Origin of the sequence: Curtobacterium sp. MCSS17_008 (assembly GCF_003234185.1) — a bacterium.
Taxonomy (GTDB): Bacteria; Actinomycetota; Actinomycetes; order Actinomycetales; family Microbacteriaceae; genus Curtobacterium.
In genome coordinates, this window is the sequence record NZ_QKSM01000003.1 from 87,829 (window position 1) to 104,082 (window position 16,254).

The window sequence follows — 16,254 nt, forward strand, 5'->3', positions numbered from 1 at the left end:
CGGAGCCTTCCGTCGTCGTGATGCCCTCGACGATCCGCCCGGACGGCCGGGACCGCACCCAGCCTGGACGCCCGGCGCGACGCGGGGACCGCGCTCCGGTTAGGCTGACCTGAGCCACGATGACCAGCAACGACACCGACAGCACCGCGACCCCGAGCGCAGGAACCAGCCTCCGCACCGGGACCGCGTCGTCCCACGGCAAGACGATCCTGATCGGCGAGCACGCCGTCGTCTACGGCGTCCCCGCGCTCGTGCTCCCCGTGCTCGACGTCCGGGTCACCGCGACGGCCACCCCCGTCGACGCCGAGCGGGGCAGTGCCCTCGAGTCGGTCGTGCACACCGGCCCGCTCGACACCGCGCCCGCCGCCGTGCTGCCCACCGTGACCGCGGTCACCGCCACGCTCCGCCACCTCGGCGCCCCGGAGCAGCACCTGCACGTGCACGTCGACAGCGCCGTGCCGACCGCACGCGGCATGGGGTCGAGCGCCGCGGTGGCTGCCGCCGTGACCGCCGCGGTCGCCGACGTCTTCGGCCGCACCCTCGCGCCCGACGAGCACCACGAACTCGTGCAGGAGTGCGAGCGCGTCGCCCACGGGCGACCGTCCGGCCTCGACGCCCGCGGCGTCGTCGCCGACGTCCCGGTGTGGTTCGAGCAGGGCGTGGTCGAGCCCGTCCCCCTCGGCGCGACCTTCACCTTCGTCGTCGCCGACACCGGCGTCCCCGGACACACGCGCGAGGCCGTCGCCGCCGTGCGTGCACGACACGACGCCGACCCGGCCGCGGTCGACGGTGTCGTCGCGGCGATCGGTGACCTGGCGCGACGCGCACGGGGGACACTCGAGGATGGCGATGCCCAGGCCCTGGGTGTCACCATGGACGCCGCGCACGAACTGCTCACCGCCCTCGACGTGTCGAGCGCGGACCTCGACCGGCTCGTCGACGCCGCACGCCGTGCGGACGCCCTCGGCGCGAAGCTCACCGGTGGTGGGCGCGGCGGATGCGTCCTCGCGCTCGTCGCGGACGGGGAGCACGCCGACCGCGTGGCCGCCGCACTCCGCGCCGCCGGTGCGACGGAGACCTGGACCACCACGATCGGAGCCCGCGCTTGATGACCGCCACCGCTGTCGCGCACCCCAACATCGCGCTCGTGAAGTACTGGGGCAAGGCGGACGCGCAGCTCGCCCTGCCCGCGACCGGCAGCGTGTCGATGGGCCTCGACGTCTTCCCGACGACGACCACCGTGACGCTCGACCCCGCGGCGGACGCGGACTCGCTCGTGCTCAACGGCGGTGCCGCCCCCGACGGGGCCCTGGGCCGCGTGCAGCAGTTCCTCGACCTCGTGCGGGACCTCGCCGGATCCGACGCCCACGCCGCGGTCGTCTCGGAGAACACCGTGCCGACCGGCGCCGGACTGGCATCGAGCGCGTCGGGTTTCGCGGCGCTCGCCACCGCGGCAGCGTCCGCGTACGGCCTCGACCTGTCCGAACGCGACCTGTCCCGGCTCGCCCGCCGCGGTTCCGGTTCCGCGACGCGGTCGATCCCCGGTGGTGTCTCGGTCTGGCACGCGGGGGACGACCAGGGCTCCTACGCCGAGCGCATCCCCGCCCCGCCGATGGCCATGGTCGTGGTGACGATCTCCGCCGGTGAGAAGGCGATCGGGTCCCGTGAGGCCATGCGCCGCACGATCGCGACCTCGCCGTTCTACCCGGCGTGGGTCACCTCGACGACCGAGACCGTCGGCGAGGTGCTCGACGCCTGCGCCGCGGGCGACTTCACGCGTGTCGGCGAGCTCACCGAGAGCAACGCGCTCCGCATGCACGCCACGATCGAGGGTGCGTTCCCACCCATCCGGTACCTCAACGCCCGCAGCGTCGCCGTCTTCGACGCGGTCGCGGAGCTCCGCGCCGCCGGCACCGAGGCGTACGCCACCGCCGACGCCGGCCCGAACGTCGTCGTGCTCACCAAGCCCGAGGACCGCAGCGCCGTCGCGTCGGCCCTGACCGGGCTGGGCGACGTCATCGAGTCCGGCACCGGACCAGGCGCACGCGTCGTCCGCTCCGAAGGATCGGAGGCACCCGCACCGGGTGTCGGCCGACCGGAGGAGACCGCCGAGTGATCGAGTTCCGCGCCCACGGCAAGCTGTTCGTCGCGGGCGAGTACGCCGTCGTCGAGCCCGGGCAGCCGTCCGTGCTCATCGCCCTCGACCGGGCCATCACCGCCCGGGTCACCGAGGGCCACGGTTCCGGCAGCGTGCACTCCGAGGAGTACGGCCACCTGCCCCTCACCTGGACCCGCGACGAGGACGGCCTGGCCCTCGACCGCGAGCACCACCCGTACGACTACGTGATGGCGACCATCGACCTGGTCGAGAAGCTCCGTGCCGAGCGCGGCATCGCCCCGCGCTTCCACGACCTGCGCATCGAGAGCCAGCTCGACGACGCCAGCGGCCGGAAGTTTGGGCTCGGTTCGTCGGCCGCGGTGACGGTCGCCACCGTCGGCGCGCTCGACCGCTTCTACGGCATCGGGCTGTCGCAGCGCGACCGCTTCCGTGTCGCCCTGCTCGCCACCATCCGCGTGAACCCCCGGGCGTCCGGCGGCGACCTCGCCGCGAGCACGTTCGGGGGCTGGCTCCGCTACAGCGCCCCGGACCGGGAGCGCCTGGCCGGCATGCTCGACGACCGACCGGTGTCCGACGTCCTCGACGACGCCGACGCCTGGACCGGCTTCGACGTGCAGCGCCTGCCGGCCCCGAAGGACCTCGAGCTGCTCGTCGGGTGGACCGGTTCCCCGGCATCGACGACCAAGCTCGTCGGCGTGGTCCGCCGCCACCGCAACGGCGGGTACCAGACGTTCCTCGACGACAGCCGCGCCTGTGTCGACGACCTGACCACGGGCCTCCAGACCGGTGACGCCACGATCACCCTCGACGCCCTGCGGAGGGCGCGGACGCTCATGCAGCGGCTGGGGGAGTCGGTCGGGTCGCAGATCGAGACCGAGCGGCTCGCGACCCTGTGCGACGTGGTCGAGGCGGCCGGCGGGGCGGCGAAGCCGTCCGGTGCCGGTGGCGGCGACTGCGGCATCGCGCTCGTCCCGGCGGAGACCGACCTCGCCGGCATCCACCGCGCCTGGGAGGCGCACGACATCAGACACCTCAGCGTCGCGGTGCAAGCGCCCGAAGGGAGCGTCGAATGACCGACCTGCTGACACCCATCCCCACGAAGTGGGTGGGGCCGATCCGTGTGAGCGGCAACGCCGTCGAGGGCGAGCACGAGGTGCCCCTCGCCACGTACGAGTCGCCGCTGTGGCCCTCCGTCGGCCGTGGTGCGCGCATCTCGCGCATGGTCGAGGGCGGGATCGTCGCGACCGTCGTCGACGAGCGGATGACCCGCTCGGTCGTCGTGAAGGCGGACAGCGCCGCCGCCGCGCACATCGCGGCCGGACGGATCCTCGCGCGGCAGGACGAGCTCGAGCAGATCGTCGCCGGGCAGAGCCGGTTCGCGAAGCTCATCGAGGTGCACCCGGAGATCGTCGGGGACCTGCTGTTCCTGCGCTTCGCGTTCACCACGGGCGACGCCTCCGGCCACAACATGGTGACGCAGGCGGCGGACAAGCTGCTGCCCGCGATCCTCGCGTGGGAGCCGGGCCTGCGGTACGTCAGCGTCTCGGGCAACTTCTGCACCGACAAGAAGGCGACGGCGGTCAACGGCATCCGCGGCCGCGGTCGGAACACGATCGCCGAGATCGTCATCCCCGGCGAGGTCGTCGAGAAGCGCCTGCGGTCGTCGGCGTCCCGCATCGCGGAACTGAACGTCGCGAAGAACCTGGTCGGCTCGACCATCGCCGGCGCCCTGCGCTCCGCGAACGCCCACTACGCGAACATGCTCCTCGGCTTCTACCTGGCCACCGGGCAGGACGCCGCGAACATCGTCGAGGGCTCCCAGGGCATCACGTACGCCGAGGCCCGCGGTGACGACCTGTACTTCTCCACCGCGCTCCCGCACCTGATCGTCGGCACGGTCGGCAACGGCAAGGGCGGCGACCTGCCCGTCGTCGAGGACGCACTCGTCCGCCTCGGCTGCCGTGAGGACCGCGAGCCCGGTGCGAACGCCCGCCGCCTGGCCGCCCTGTGCGCCGCGACGGTGCTCTGCGGCGAGCTCTCGCTGCTCGCCGCCCAGACCAACCCCGGTGAGCTCATGGCGGCGCACGTCGCCATGGAACGCCGCGGGTCGAAGCCCGCAGGAGGTGCAGCATGACCGCCCAGCAGCAGACCGTCCAGCAGCTGACGCCCCGGCAGCCGCTGTCCGTCGGCATCCACGACATCGCCATCGCGACCGGTCACCACGTCCTCGAGCTCGACGACCTGGCCGAGCGCCTCGGCGTCGACCCGGCGAAGTACCACGTCGGCATCGGGCAGGACGCCTTCAGCGTGCCCGCGCCCGACGAGGACATCGTCACCATGGGCGCCGCCGCCGCGAAGGAGGTCATCGACCGCCACGGTGTCGAGGGCATCCGCACCGTGCTCTTCGCGACCGAGTCGGGCGTCGACCAGTCGAAGGCCGCCGGCGTGTACGTGCACGGCCTGCTCGGCCTGCCGAAGAACGTCCGCGTCGTCGAGCTGAAGCAGGCGTGCTACGGCGGGACCGCCGCCGTGCAGCTCGCCCTCGGCATCATCGCCCGTGCCCCGCAGGAGCGCGTGCTCGTCATCGCCGCGGACGTCGCCCGCTACGACGTCGACTCGGCCGCCGAGCCCACGCAGGGTGCCGGCGCCGCCGCCATCCTGGTGTCCGCGGACCCGGACCTCATCGAGATCGAGCCGGCCGCGGGCGTCTTCACCGCGGACGTCGACGACTTCTGGCGGCCGAACGACCGGTCGACCGCGCTCGTCGACGGTCGCCTGTCGGTCAGCGCGTACGTCGACGCGTTCGTGGGCGCGTGGGACGACCTGGCCTCGCAGGGCGGTCCGGCGTACGAGGACATCGTCCGCTTCGTGCACCACCAGCCCTTCACGAAGATGGCGCTCAAGGCGCACCGGAAGCTCACGCAGCACGTCGGGGCACCGTTCGACGAGTCCGAGCTCGCGATCGGGTTCACGTACAACCGGCAGACGGGCAACACCTACACGGCGTCGCTCTGGATCGGACTCGCGGCGCTGCTCGACCTCGACGACCACCTGGGCGGCGAGCGGATCGCGATGTTCAGCTACGGCTCGGGCAGCGTCGGAGAGCTGATGACCGGCATCGTCCGGCCCGACTACCGGGAGCACCGTCGGCAGGGTCGCGTCCGCGCGCTGCTCGGGTCGCGCGTGCCGCTCACGGTCGACGCGTACCGGGAGCTCCACGCCGCGGGCGCGGCGACGAGCGTGGACGTCGAACGTCCGCGGGTGACCACCGCGCCCTACCGGTTCGTCGGCGTGCGCGGGGGTGCCCGGCACTACGAGGCGACCGGGCAGGACTGAGCGGTCCGCGCCCGACGCGCCCACACGACGGACGGGAGGCGCGGTGCCGGTCCGGCGCCGCGCCTCCCGTCCCTCCGCCGCGCGCGCTCAGGTGGTCGGGCGTACAAGGACCCATGGGCCAGCTCATCTACGACGGCGAGGTGCTCGACCTCCGTGTCGACGACCGCGCGCTGACGCACCTGCAGATCGTCATCGTCAACCTGTTGCGACGCGACCACAAGTTCGTCTTCTCGTGGAAGGACGACGTCCTGCACGGCGACGGGCGGAGCTCGATCTGGTTGCACCCGAACGTCGCCCTCCGGTTCTCCTTCTCGGGCAGCCGTGTGCCCTCGATCAACCGCAGCTGGCTCGAGGAGCTGTACGCGGCGGCGACCTCGGGCTCGGGACTCGTGCTCGTGCCGGAGCCGCCGGACACGAGCACCGCCGCCGATTCGGCATGGTCGGAGGCGGTGGCGCCGGGCAGCGCGGAGCCGTCACCGGAGGGCGGCACGAACTAGCACAGCGCCGGAGGCGGGTCAACGGGTACCGGCGGTCCCGGTCGTCTCCGTACCGTGCTGGTACCGCGGATCCGTGCATCCCCCGAGCCGGCGACAGGGCGCCGGCGAGGCACGACCGCGGACGGAGGGAACGCATGTCCGCGACGGAGAGCACGCACGACGACCGCGTCGGGACGGTCGTCGAGGCGGAGCGTCGACACGAGGTCTGGATCAGGGGCCTCCTCGTCGAGCCGGACGGGTGCACGCTGTACTCGGACTTCTTCGTCGACGGACACGCGGACGCGCCGGCCGTCACCGGGTGACGGTGCACCTCCGGCGCCCCGGTCGTCGTCCCCCCTCGGCGACCGGGGCGCGCCACGGTGTCGGTGCGTCTCGCGGTCGGGGTGCGTCCGCACGCCCGCTCCTTCCCATCACGGTGCGATGGGGAACAGGAACGGGCGTACCTGGTGGATCGGGTCGACCAGGTACGCCCGTTCTCGTCAGGTACGCCCGGTTCCGTCGGGCGTTCCCGACCCCGCGACGCCGCGCCTCAGTACACGTCGCGCACGTAGCGCTTCGCGCGGCGGAGGTCCGCCAGGTACGCCTGCGCGTCGTCCTCGTCGCGACCCCGCCCGGTCCGGATGACCTGCAGCAGCGCCGCCTCGACGTCCTTCGCCATGCGCGAGGCGTCGCCGCACACGTACACGTGCGCACCCTCCTCGAGCCAGGCGTACAGCTCCGCCGACCGCTCGAGCATCCGGGTCTGCACGTAGACCTTCTCGGCCTGGTCGCGCGAGAACGCCAGGTCGAGGCGGTCGAGCACGCCGTCGGCCTGCATCGCGGTCAGCTCGTCCTCGTAGACGAAGTCGGTGTCGCGGTGCTGGTCGCCGAAGAACAGCCAGTTCCGGCCCGTCGCCCCCGAGGCCGCGCGCTCGTGCAGGAACCCGCGGAACGGCGCGATGCCCGTGCCCGGCCCGATCATCACCATCGGGGCGTCCTGGTCCGACGGCACCCCGAACGCGGTGTTCGGTTGGAGGTACACGTCGACGGTGTCGCCGAGCGCGACCCGGTCCGCGAGGAACGTCGACGCGACGCCGGCGTGCATCCGGTGCGCGTCGCCGTACCGGACGGACGCGACGGTCAGGTGGATGCGGTCCGGGTGCGCGAGCGGGCTGGACGAGATCGAGTACTGCCGGGCCTGCAGCGGTCGCAGGTTCGGCAGCAGCTCGTCGAGTCCCGGTGCCGCGGGCCCGGCGTCGCGGAGCAGGTCGAGCACGTCGCGGCCCCACAGCCAGCGGTCGAGCTCGTGCTTGTCGCCGTGCGCGACGACCGCCGCGAGCTCGCTCGACGGGGCACGCTGCACGAGGTCGGCGATGAGGTCCTTGGACGGGGTCCGGACCTCGCGGTCGACACGGAGCACCTCGGCCACCGGTCGTCCGTCGAACTCCTCGGAACCGTCCGCGCCCACCTGCTCGAGCAGCTCGCTGACGAAGACCTCGTCGTTCAGCGGCACGACGGCCAGGGCGTCACCGGCGGCGTACTCGATGCCGGAGTCGCCGAGGTCGAACTCGACGTGCCGGATCTCCTTCGCGCTGCGCGGCGAGGAGAGCAGCCGGTTCACGACGAGCGGCGCCCGGTACGGGTTGCGCTTGTTCCACTGCGACCCCGGCCGGGAGGCACGGCTCGCCCCCGCCCCGCCGGTCGCCGTGGACGAGGTGGTCGCTCCGACGGCGGGGCCGGCCGCACCCGGCTGCGCGCCGGCCTCGGCCGCCAGACGGTCCAGGACGGCGGCGGTCCAGAGGGCGGCCGGGTCCTCGAAGTCGACGTCGCAGTCCACCCGGTCGTGGATCCGGGTCGCGCCGAGCTGCTCGAAGCGGGTGTCGAGCAGCTTGCCGGCCTGGCAGAACTCGTCGTAGCTCGTGTCCCCGAGCCCGAGCACGGCGTACTGCAGCCCCTCGAGCCGGGGCACCGTGGTGGCCTGGACCGCGTCCCAGAAGAGACCCGCGTTGTCGGGCATCTCGCCCTCGCCGTACGTCGAGGTGACCACGAGCACGTGCGACATCGCGGCCAGCTGCTCCGGCGTGACGGCGTCGAGCGGGGTGGCACGACCGCCGAGCCCGCGGGCCACCGCGCCGGCGACGAGCTCGTCGGCGAGGAACTCGGCGTTGCCCGTCTGCGTGCCGAACAGCACGTCGATCGTCGTCGTCGGCGCGGGTGCCGCCGAGCGCTTGCCGGCGGCGGCGATGCCCGCGATGAACCCGGCGAGCCACGACTCCTGTGCGGCGGAGAACGGGGCGTCGACCGGGATCAGCGAGCCCGTCGGGGGCAGGGTGCTCACGCGGTCACCGCCTCGGTCGGGGCCTGCGGCGCACGGCGGGCGATGTCCTCGAGCGCCGCGGTCGCGAGCAGCTCGTCGAAGCGGGCGCGTCGGACCCGGCCGTCGTTCTTGGCGTTCTGGTGCATGATCCACCCGGTGGTGCTCGGCGCGTCCATGCTGCGGTTGTTCCGCTGCGTGAGCGCGCGCTTGTGGTCGTCGAGGCGCTTCACGGCGACGAGGGTCGCGAGCTCGTCGTCGGCGAACCGGTCGAGTGTGCCCCGCAGGTACTTCACGACGCGCTGCTGCACCGCGAAGTCCTCGGTGAGCACGAGGTTCCGCACGGCCTCGGTGACCCGGGGGTCCTGCGGGCCGAGGGCGCCGGGGACCCGCTCGAGCGCGACGTCCTGCGCGACGCCGAGCACCGTGTACGACGACAGCAGCGAGAACATGTCCCCGCCCTGGTCGCCGAGCGCGGGGGGACGGCCGTCGAGCACGGTCCGCTGGTCGCGGTAGGCCACCTTGAACGACCGGATGCGGTCCGTCGCGGTCGAGGTCGCGAGCTCGTCGAGCAGCTCGTTCCTGGTCGCCGCGGCGAGGATCTCGTCGGCGTCCTGGGCGAGCAGGAGCGCACGCGGCATCCCGACGTACACGTGTTCGCGGGTGGTCTCCCACTCGGCGAGCAGGCGCTCGGCCAGGGCGGACCCGGTGGCCTCGAGGTGCCACTCGAGCAGCAGCCGGGCGGACGCCTCGTGGAAGGCGCCGCGGTCGGTGTCGGTCACGGGGAAGACGAGCAGTGAGTCGGTGCTCGCGCGCTCCGTGACCCGGCCCGAGGGGTCGTACTGGTACAGGAAGCCGCCGGACATGCCGTTGCCGAGCCCCTTGCCGAAGGCGCCGAGGTTGAGCACGGTGCCGCCGGTCATGTACTCGCAGCCGAAGTCGCCGAGGCCCTCGACGACCGCGGTGGCGCCGGAGTTGCGGACGGCGAACCGGTCGCCGGCCTCGCCCTGGACGAACGTGCGGCCACCGGTGGCGCCGAACAGCGCGAAGTTGCCGACCAGGACGTTGCCGCCCCGCTCGCCGCTGCCGCCACCGGGTGCGCGCACGACGATCCGTCCGCCGCTCTGGCTCTTGCCGACACCGTCGTTCGCGGTCCCGGTGTGCTCGAGCGTGATGCCGTCGTTCGTGAAGACGCCGTAGGACTGCCCGGCCGACCCGTGCGTGCGGACCGTGACCGCGCCGTCGACGAGCCGGCGCCGACCACGGTCGTCGGTGGCGATCGCCGGGTGCGACGACAGGTCGACGTCCCGCAGCTCGTGGTTGAGCAGCCGCTCGACGTCGATGCCGAGCTGCCCGCCGACGGACTTGTCCGCGTTGCCGAGCAGCAGGCCGTCGACGTGGAACGTGTGGTCGTGCCCGTCGACCAGGGCCGCGCGCACGAGCTCGATCAGGCTGTCGTCGGTCCGGTAGTCCTTCTCCAGGTACTCGGGGTCGGTGACGACCTTCTCCGGCACCTGCGCGAGCAGGTTCCGCACGTCGAGCCGACCGACGGACGCCGGGTGGTCGAGGAGCTGGAGCAGGTCGGTGCGCCCGCGGGCCTCGCGCAGCGAGTGGAGGCCGAGGCGCGCGAGGATCTGCCGGACGTCGTGCGCGATGTTGAGCAGGTACTGCGCGAGCGCACGGGGGTCGCCCTCGAACGCCTCGGCGTTCGTGGTGAGGCCCGCCGGGCACTTCACGTTGCAGTTCTTCGCCATGACGCAGCCGAGCATCATGAGCGCCGTCGTGCCGAACTCGAACGAGTCCCCGCCGAGCAGCGCGCTCGTGACGACGTCCGAGCCGGTCTGGTGGGCGCCGGAGCAGCGGAGGGTGACCTTCTGGCGCAGGCCGTTCGCGACGAGGGCCTGGTGCACCTCGGCGACCCCGATCTCCGCGGACCGGCCGGCGTACTTCAGGCTCGTGACCGCCGCGGCACCGGTCCCACCGGTGTTGCCGGCGACGTTGATGACGTCCGCGCCGGCCTTCGCGACGCCGACCGCGATGGTGCCGATGCCCTCGGAGGACACCAGCTTCACGACCACCCGCACCCGGGCGGCCTTGCAGTCGTGGATGAGCTGCGCGAGGTCCTCGATCGAGTACGTGTCGTGGTGCGGCGGCGGCGAGATGAGCTCGACGCCGGGTGTGCCACCACGGGCCGCTGCGATGTCGACCGTGACCTTCGGCGCGGGGAGCTGCCCGCCCTCGCCGGGCTTGGCGCCCTGGCCGATCTTGATCTCGAGCTCCTCGAGCATCGGGTCGGCGAGGTAGCCCGCCCAGATGCCGAACCGGCCCGAGGCGAACTGCTTGATGCGGGAACCGCGGATCGTGCCGTACCGGGAGTGGTGCTCGCCGCCCTCACCCGAGTTGGACATGCCGCCGACCATGTTCGTGCCGTGCGCCACGGCCTCGTGCGCGGTGGCGACGAGGGCGCCGTGGCTCATCGCGCCGGACGCCAGCGTGCGTGTGATCTCGTGCGCGGGCTGGACGGTCGCGAGGTCGACGCTGTCCGGAGCGCTCACGAGCAGTGCGAGCAGGTCCGCGGCGCGACCGGTGGCGCGGAGCGTCACCCGGTCGTCGGCGACGGCATCGACGTCGACCTGGCCGGGGTGCAGGAGCGCGACGCCGTCCGCGAGGGCGCGGTGGCGCAGTGCACCCGTGGACCCCGTCGAGGTGAGCTGCAGGTCGAACCGGACCGGGCCTCCCGGCCGCTCGTCGTCGCCCGCCGCCGGACGTGAGCCGGACAGCCCACGCACCGTGATGCTGGCGTTGCCGGTGGTCGAGAAGCGCCCGAGCTCGCGAGCGAAGTCCGAGGCTTCGTCGATGCCGGTGACGTCGGCGGGCAGGGCGAGCACGTCGCGGAGCGCGGCGGGACGGCGCGAGCGCTCGTCGTGCGTGGTCTGCAGGAACGTGACGTAGCCCGGGGTGATCCGGTGCGCGTCGACCTCGGCGTCGCTGAGCCGGTCGTACCCGGTGTTCCGGTACGCGGTGTCGGAGATGCCGAACGCGTCGTCGAGCTGGCCGAGCGTCAGCAGGCGCAGGGCGTCGGAGTCGCCGGAGCGCTCGAAGGCCGGGCGCTCCTCGGTCATGCCGCCGAAGCCACGGACGCTGGCGACGCCGAACGAGTGCCCCGCGCCGTCGGACCGTTCCTTGAACAGGCCGAGCAGAGGGATCTGTCCCTCGGTGGCCACCGACCGGGCGCGCTCGTGCCACTCCGTCGCGGCCTGGGCGATGCGGGCGAAGCCGACGCCGCCGACCGGGGCGTCCATGTGCGGGAAGACCCGGGCGAACAGGTCGTCGCCGGTGTCGAGGTAGTTCGGCTCGAAGAACTCGCCGCCGATGTAGCTCTCCGCGGTGCACAGGCCGACGCGGCCCATCGTCTTCGCCAGGGCCTTCTCGGCTGCCTTGCGGAAGCGCTTGAGGGCGGCGTCGGTCTCCGTCAGCTGACCGGCGGGCGCGGGGGCGGCGGGGTACTTCTCCTCCGCACGAAGCCGGGCGGACAAGCTGTACACAGCCGAGGCCCCGAAGCCCAGGGCGGTGGCCACGTGGTGTGACGATGGCAGCTGTCCGGACTCGGCGACCACGGAGACCCGCAGGCGCAGCCCGGTCTCGATGAGTCGCTGGTTCACGGCGGCCACGGCGAGGATCACGGGGAGGGGCGCGTGCGTCGACGACACCGAGCGGTCGGTCAGGACCGCGATGCCGCCCTGGCGCTCGGCGAAGGCCACGACGGCCTCGGCGAGCTGCTCGGTCGCGGTGCGCACCGCGTCGGCGTTCGCCTGCTCGTCGCCGACGACCGGCACGTAGAGCATGTCGAAGCGCTCGAGCGGCACGATCGTCTGGTCGCGCAGGCGGACCATGTCGAGGTGCCCGAGGACAGGGGAGTCCACGACGATCTGGCGGCTCGTGCTGCCGGTGCCGTCGGGCTTGGCCCCGAGGGCGACGCGCATCGACATGCCGTCGGCCTCGCGGATCGAGTCGAGCGGCGGGTTCGTCACCTGGGCGAAGCGCTGCGAGAAGTACTTCGCCATGCCGCCCTCGGTGTCGCTCAGCGCGTTGATGGCGTTGCCGTAGCCCATCGCCGAGATCCGCTCCGACCCGTTGGCGAGCATCGGGTCGAGCATGAACCGGAAGCTCTCCTGGTTCAGGGAGTACGCGACGTAGCGGCCCGCGAGCGACAGGTCGCCGTCGTAGCCGAGCGTGCTCGTCCCGCGGTCGTAGTCGGGCGCAGGCAGGTCGTCGAGGTGCACGCGGGCGGCGTCGAGCAGCGTCGCGTAGTCGCGACGTGCGGCGAGCATCCGGAGGACGTCGTCGGTGCGCATCACCGTTCCGGTGCGGTGGTCGACGACGAGCATGCCGCCGGCCTCGATCCGGCCGCGGTGCACGACCTCGTCCGCGGGGAACGTGACCTGACCGGCCTCGGACGCCACCATCAGGTACTCGGCGGTCTGCACGGTGCGCAGCGGTCGGAGCCCCAGGCGGTCGAGCCGGGCGCCCACGACGTCGCCGTCGCTGAAGATCACCGCGGCGGGTCCGTCGTTCTTCTCCTCGTACAGCGAGAAGTACTCGAGCATGTCGCGGACGTCCGGGGTGAGCGTGCGGTCGTTCTCCCACGCCGGCGGCATGAGCGAGACGACGGCCTCGACGATCTCGAGCCCGTCGTCGAACACGCGGCTCTGCAGCGTCTGGTCGAGACGGCTCGAGTCGGACTGCCCCGGGGGCCGCACGATGCTGCGGGTCCGAGCGGCGGCGAGCGCCTCGTCCGACAGCCGGTTCTTCCGGTCGGTGTTGAGCTCGCCGTTGTGCGCCATCAACCGGAACGGCTGCGCCATCGTCGGGTGCGGCTCGGTGTTCGTCGAGAAGCGGGTGTGGAAGTAGAGCGTGCGGACGGAGTGCCGTGGGTCCCGCAGGTCCCTGAAGTAGCCGATGACCTCGCCGGAGTTCAGGCGTCCCTTGAGGATCTGCGTCCGCGCGCTGAGCGACAGCGGGTACAGGGCGGCGTGCTCGGCGTGCTGTGCGGCGGCCTGCGTGTACGAGACGGCCTCGACGGCGAGCAGTGCTCGGTTCGCGGCGGCGTCCACCTCGGTGCGGGTCCACTGCTCCGGCGCCCGGAACACCCACTGCACGATCGGCAGCTGGTACTGCTCGGCCTCGGGCCGGGCGACGGTGTGGTCCACCGGGACGTCGCGGACGAGCAGGAGCTCGAAGCCCTCGTGCTCGATCGCGGTGGTCACCGACCGCTCGGCCGCGGCGCGTCCGTCGGCGTCGGCCGGCACGAAGCAGTTGGCCACGCCGAAGTGGCCGGCGAGCAGGGCCTCGCCGGTGATCGCGCTGAAGAACTCCACCGACAGGTCGATGCTCACGCCCGCGCCGTCACCGACGCCCTCGGCGGACTTGCCGCCCCGGTGGGGGATGGCGCACAGCGCCTCGTCGCCGCGGACGATGACGTCGTGGCTCGGGGTGCCGTCGAGTCGGGTGATGAAGCCGACGCCGCAGTCGCTCGACTCGCGGGCAGGGTCGTACAGACCGAAGGGAGAGGTGTTCACGTGCGGGTCCAGTGGGGCGTGTGCCGGCAGCGGACGGCCAGGGCTGCATCGGTGGAGCGCTCGCCGCGGGCGGACCGGTGGTGGCAGTCGTGGCCCTGTGGGGGTTGTGCGGTGAGCTGATGCTACGGCTTGGTATACCGCCGGTGCAACAGACCGGCCGGACGGGAGGCGCGGCGCGGTCCGGTCGTGCGGCTCGCGGCTGCGCTCAGTCGGCGAACAGGACCTGGACGATCGCGACGAGGGCCAGGGCGGCGATGGGGATCCCGGCGATCCACGCTCCCGTGCGCAACTGCGTCCGGCGGATCGTGGGCGCCTCGTGCGAGGTCTGCGCGAACCGCGTCGCCGCGACGAGTTCGGGCGCGCCGGCGGGTGGTTCGGGCTCGGGCTGCGGACGGTCGTCCTCGAACGCGGGGACCTCGACGACGAGGTCTTCCGCGCGGGGACGCTCCGGCAGGTGTCCGTACCGCTGGTCCATCGCGTGCCCCTTCCGACGCCCGTCCGCTGGTGACCGCAGCGTACCCGGCCCCGAACCCGCCCGCCCGAGGACGACCCCCGTCCTCGTCAGCTCCCGGTCACCGCGCGGCGGATCTGCTCGATCGGCACCTTCGGCGACCGGTCGGCGTTGAGCAGCCCGTTGGTCTCCTGCATCGTGTCGGTGAGCTGCGTCCAGCAGGAGCCCGCGAGGAACGTGCTCGTGCGGACGGCGTCGTGCAGCGCGGCGATGCGGACGACCCAGTCCTCGTCGTCCGTGGCGGCCGTGTAGCCCCAGCCCTCCTGTCGTCGTCCGGCGGCCTGGTACCGCACGCCGCCGAACTCGGTGAGCATCACCGGCTGTCCGTGGTCGACGGCGCCACCGACGAACTGCGGGTGCCCCGACGGTGCCAGGCCCTCGAGGGCACGGGTGCGCGCGGCGTCGTCCGCGTAGGTGCGCGCGAGCACCGCCCCGTCCCCCTCGTAGTCGTGGATCGTGACGATGTCCGTGTCCTGTTGCTCCCAGCCGTCGTTGCTGATCACCGGACGCGACGGGTCCAGGGCGCGCGTCAGGTCGACGAGCGCCCGGGCGTACGCCTGCTGCGCCGGGTCGGAGACCACGTGCTGGATGCCCCACGACTCGTTGAAGGGCACCCAGGTGACGATCGACGGGTGCGATGCGTCGCGCTCGACGGCGGCGATCCACTCGGTGGTGAGCCGCTGCACGGCGGTGGGGGAGAACTCGTACGCTGCCGGTGCCTCGCCCCAGACCAGCAGGCCGAGGCGGTCGGCCCAGTACAGGAACCGCGGGTCCTCGATCTTCTGGTGCATCCGGGCGGCGTTGAAGCCGAGCGCCTTGATGAGCTCGACCTCCTGCCGGTGGGCGAGCGGGTGGGGTGCGGCGAGGTGCGACTCCGGCCAGAACGCCTGGTCGAGGACGCTCCGCACCGGGTACGGCTGCCGGTTGAGCAGGAACCGACCGCCGCCCACGCCGACGCTCCGCACGCCCAGGTAGCTCGCGACCACGTCGAGGACCCGGCCGTCGGCGTCGACCAGGGTGAGCACGGCGTCGACGAGTCTCGGGGTCTCCGGCGACCAGGTCAGCTCGTCCTCGGCCTGCCCGTTGCGCTGCCGCGCGATCGGCACCGTCACGTCGAGCGTCGGGTGGCAGGCGGTCGCGTCCCAGTCGGTGGTCCCGAGGTCCTCGTCGCGCTCGTCGAAGCGGAGCGCCACGCGGAGCCGTGCGCCGGCCGGGACGCGTCCGCGGAAGCGCACGGTCAGCGCGGTGGCGGCCGGTCCGGCGGGGGTCCACCGGAGCGAGTCGACCGCGGTGGTGGGCACAGCCTCCAACCAGACCGTCTGCCAGATGCCGGTCGTGCGGCGGTACCAGATGGCGTGTGCTTCCTCGTGCCAGTCCTGCTTGCCGCGCGGCAGCGTGGCGTCGTGGGGGTCGTCCTCGGCGCGGACCACGAGCAGGTGCTCGTCGGTGTCGGAGCCGCCCGTGAGCAGGGTCGTGACGTCGAACGTGAACGGGGTGTGCCCGCCCTCGTGCTCGCCGACGAAGCGGCCGTCGATCCAGACCTGCGCGCGGTGGTCGACGGCGCCGAAGTGCAGCAGCAGGCGGGGTCGCTCGGCTCCGCGGCCGGCGGCGGCGAGCTCGTCGCGGCCGATGGCCCGGGCGTACCAGACCACGGGGTGGAACCCGGGTTCGGCGATGCCGGACGCCTCCGACTCCGGCGGGAACGGCACCGTGATCGTGCGCGGGGACGGCAGGCCCGCGGCCCAACCGGAGTCCGTGCCGGTGTCCTCGTCGTCGTGACGGAAGGACCACGGGCCGCCGAGGTCCACCCAGTCGCGCCGCACCGCCTGGGGTCGCGGGTACCTGCCGTCCTGGCGACTCGCGAGGGGGACGGTGCCGACGTCGGCCGGGGCAGAGGAAGCGACGGTGCTCATGATCCT

11 protein-coding genes are annotated in these 16,254 nt (G+C 73.0%); 7 read left to right on the top strand and 4 right to left on the bottom strand.

Going from position 1 to position 16,254, the window contains the following annotated elements:
- The first annotated feature begins 119 nt into the window (after nt 1-119).
- The 7 genes from mvk to DEJ23_RS15615 all read left to right on the top strand — a co-directional run bounded on the left by mvk (nt 120) and on the right by DEJ23_RS15615 (nt 6,254).
- Nucleotides 120-1,109 (top strand): mevalonate kinase, encoded by a 990-nt coding sequence (mvk, locus tag DEJ23_RS04825; protein ID WP_111239136.1) that lies wholly within the window; start codon nt 120-122, stop codon nt 1,107-1,109.
- Nucleotides 1,109-2,116 (top strand): diphosphomevalonate decarboxylase, encoded by a 1,008-nt coding sequence (gene mvaD, locus DEJ23_RS04830; protein ID WP_111239137.1) that lies wholly within the window; start codon nt 1,109-1,111, stop codon nt 2,114-2,116. Before mvk ends, mvaD begins: the two co-directional genes overlap by 1 nt.
- Nucleotides 2,113-3,192 (top strand): phosphomevalonate kinase, encoded by a 1,080-nt coding sequence (locus DEJ23_RS04835; protein ID WP_111239138.1) that lies wholly within the window; start codon nt 2,113-2,115, stop codon nt 3,190-3,192. The genes mvaD and DEJ23_RS04835 overlap by 4 nt, the downstream gene beginning before the upstream one ends.
- Complete coding sequence (locus tag DEJ23_RS04840) at nt 3,189-4,253, top strand: hydroxymethylglutaryl-CoA reductase (RefSeq protein ID WP_111239139.1); 1,065 nt, start codon at nt 3,189-3,191, stop codon at nt 4,251-4,253. The genes DEJ23_RS04835 and DEJ23_RS04840 overlap by 4 nt, the downstream gene beginning before the upstream one ends.
- Nucleotides 4,250-5,455: a hydroxymethylglutaryl-CoA synthase gene (locus tag DEJ23_RS04845; RefSeq protein WP_111239140.1), complete on the top strand. Its 1,206-nt coding sequence runs from the start codon at nt 4,250-4,252 to the stop codon at nt 5,453-5,455. The genes DEJ23_RS04840 and DEJ23_RS04845 overlap by 4 nt, the downstream gene beginning before the upstream one ends.
- Nucleotides 5,456-5,568: 113 nt before the next feature.
- On the top strand, nt 5,569-5,952 hold the full coding sequence (locus DEJ23_RS04850; RefSeq protein WP_111239141.1) for an ATP-dependent DNA ligase: 384 nt from the start codon (nt 5,569-5,571) through the stop codon (nt 5,950-5,952).
- Nucleotides 5,953-6,086: 134 nt separating this feature from the next.
- A complete protein-coding gene (locus DEJ23_RS15615) occupies nt 6,087-6,254 on the top strand; it encodes a hypothetical protein (RefSeq protein ID WP_181429119.1) in 168 nt (55 codons plus the stop codon).
- Between the two features lie 227 nt (nt 6,255-6,481).
- Here DEJ23_RS15615 and DEJ23_RS04855 read toward each other — a convergent pair whose 3' ends face one another.
- The 4 genes from DEJ23_RS04855 to DEJ23_RS04870 form a co-directional block, all read right to left on the bottom strand.
- Nucleotides 6,482-8,269: a sulfite reductase subunit alpha gene (locus tag DEJ23_RS04855; protein WP_111239142.1), complete on the bottom strand. Its 1,788-nt coding sequence runs from the start codon at nt 8,267-8,269 to the stop codon at nt 6,482-6,484.
- Nucleotides 8,266-13,824, bottom strand: a complete 5,559-nt coding sequence (locus tag DEJ23_RS04860; RefSeq protein WP_111239143.1) for a glutamate synthase-related protein — start codon at nt 13,822-13,824, stop codon at nt 8,266-8,268. The genes DEJ23_RS04855 and DEJ23_RS04860 overlap by 4 nt, the downstream gene beginning before the upstream one ends.
- A gap of 205 nt (nt 13,825-14,029) precedes the next feature.
- On the bottom strand, nt 14,030-14,299 hold the full coding sequence (locus DEJ23_RS04865) for a hypothetical protein (RefSeq protein ID WP_111239144.1): 270 nt from the start codon (nt 14,297-14,299) through the stop codon (nt 14,030-14,032).
- 86 nt (nt 14,300-14,385) lie between these two features.
- The gene (locus DEJ23_RS04870; RefSeq protein WP_111239145.1) at nt 14,386-16,248 is read right to left on the bottom strand and encodes a glycoside hydrolase family 2 protein; all 1,863 of its coding nucleotides are present in this window, start codon (nt 16,246-16,248) and stop codon (nt 14,386-14,388) included.
- Nucleotides 16,249-16,254: the final 6 nt, after the last annotated feature.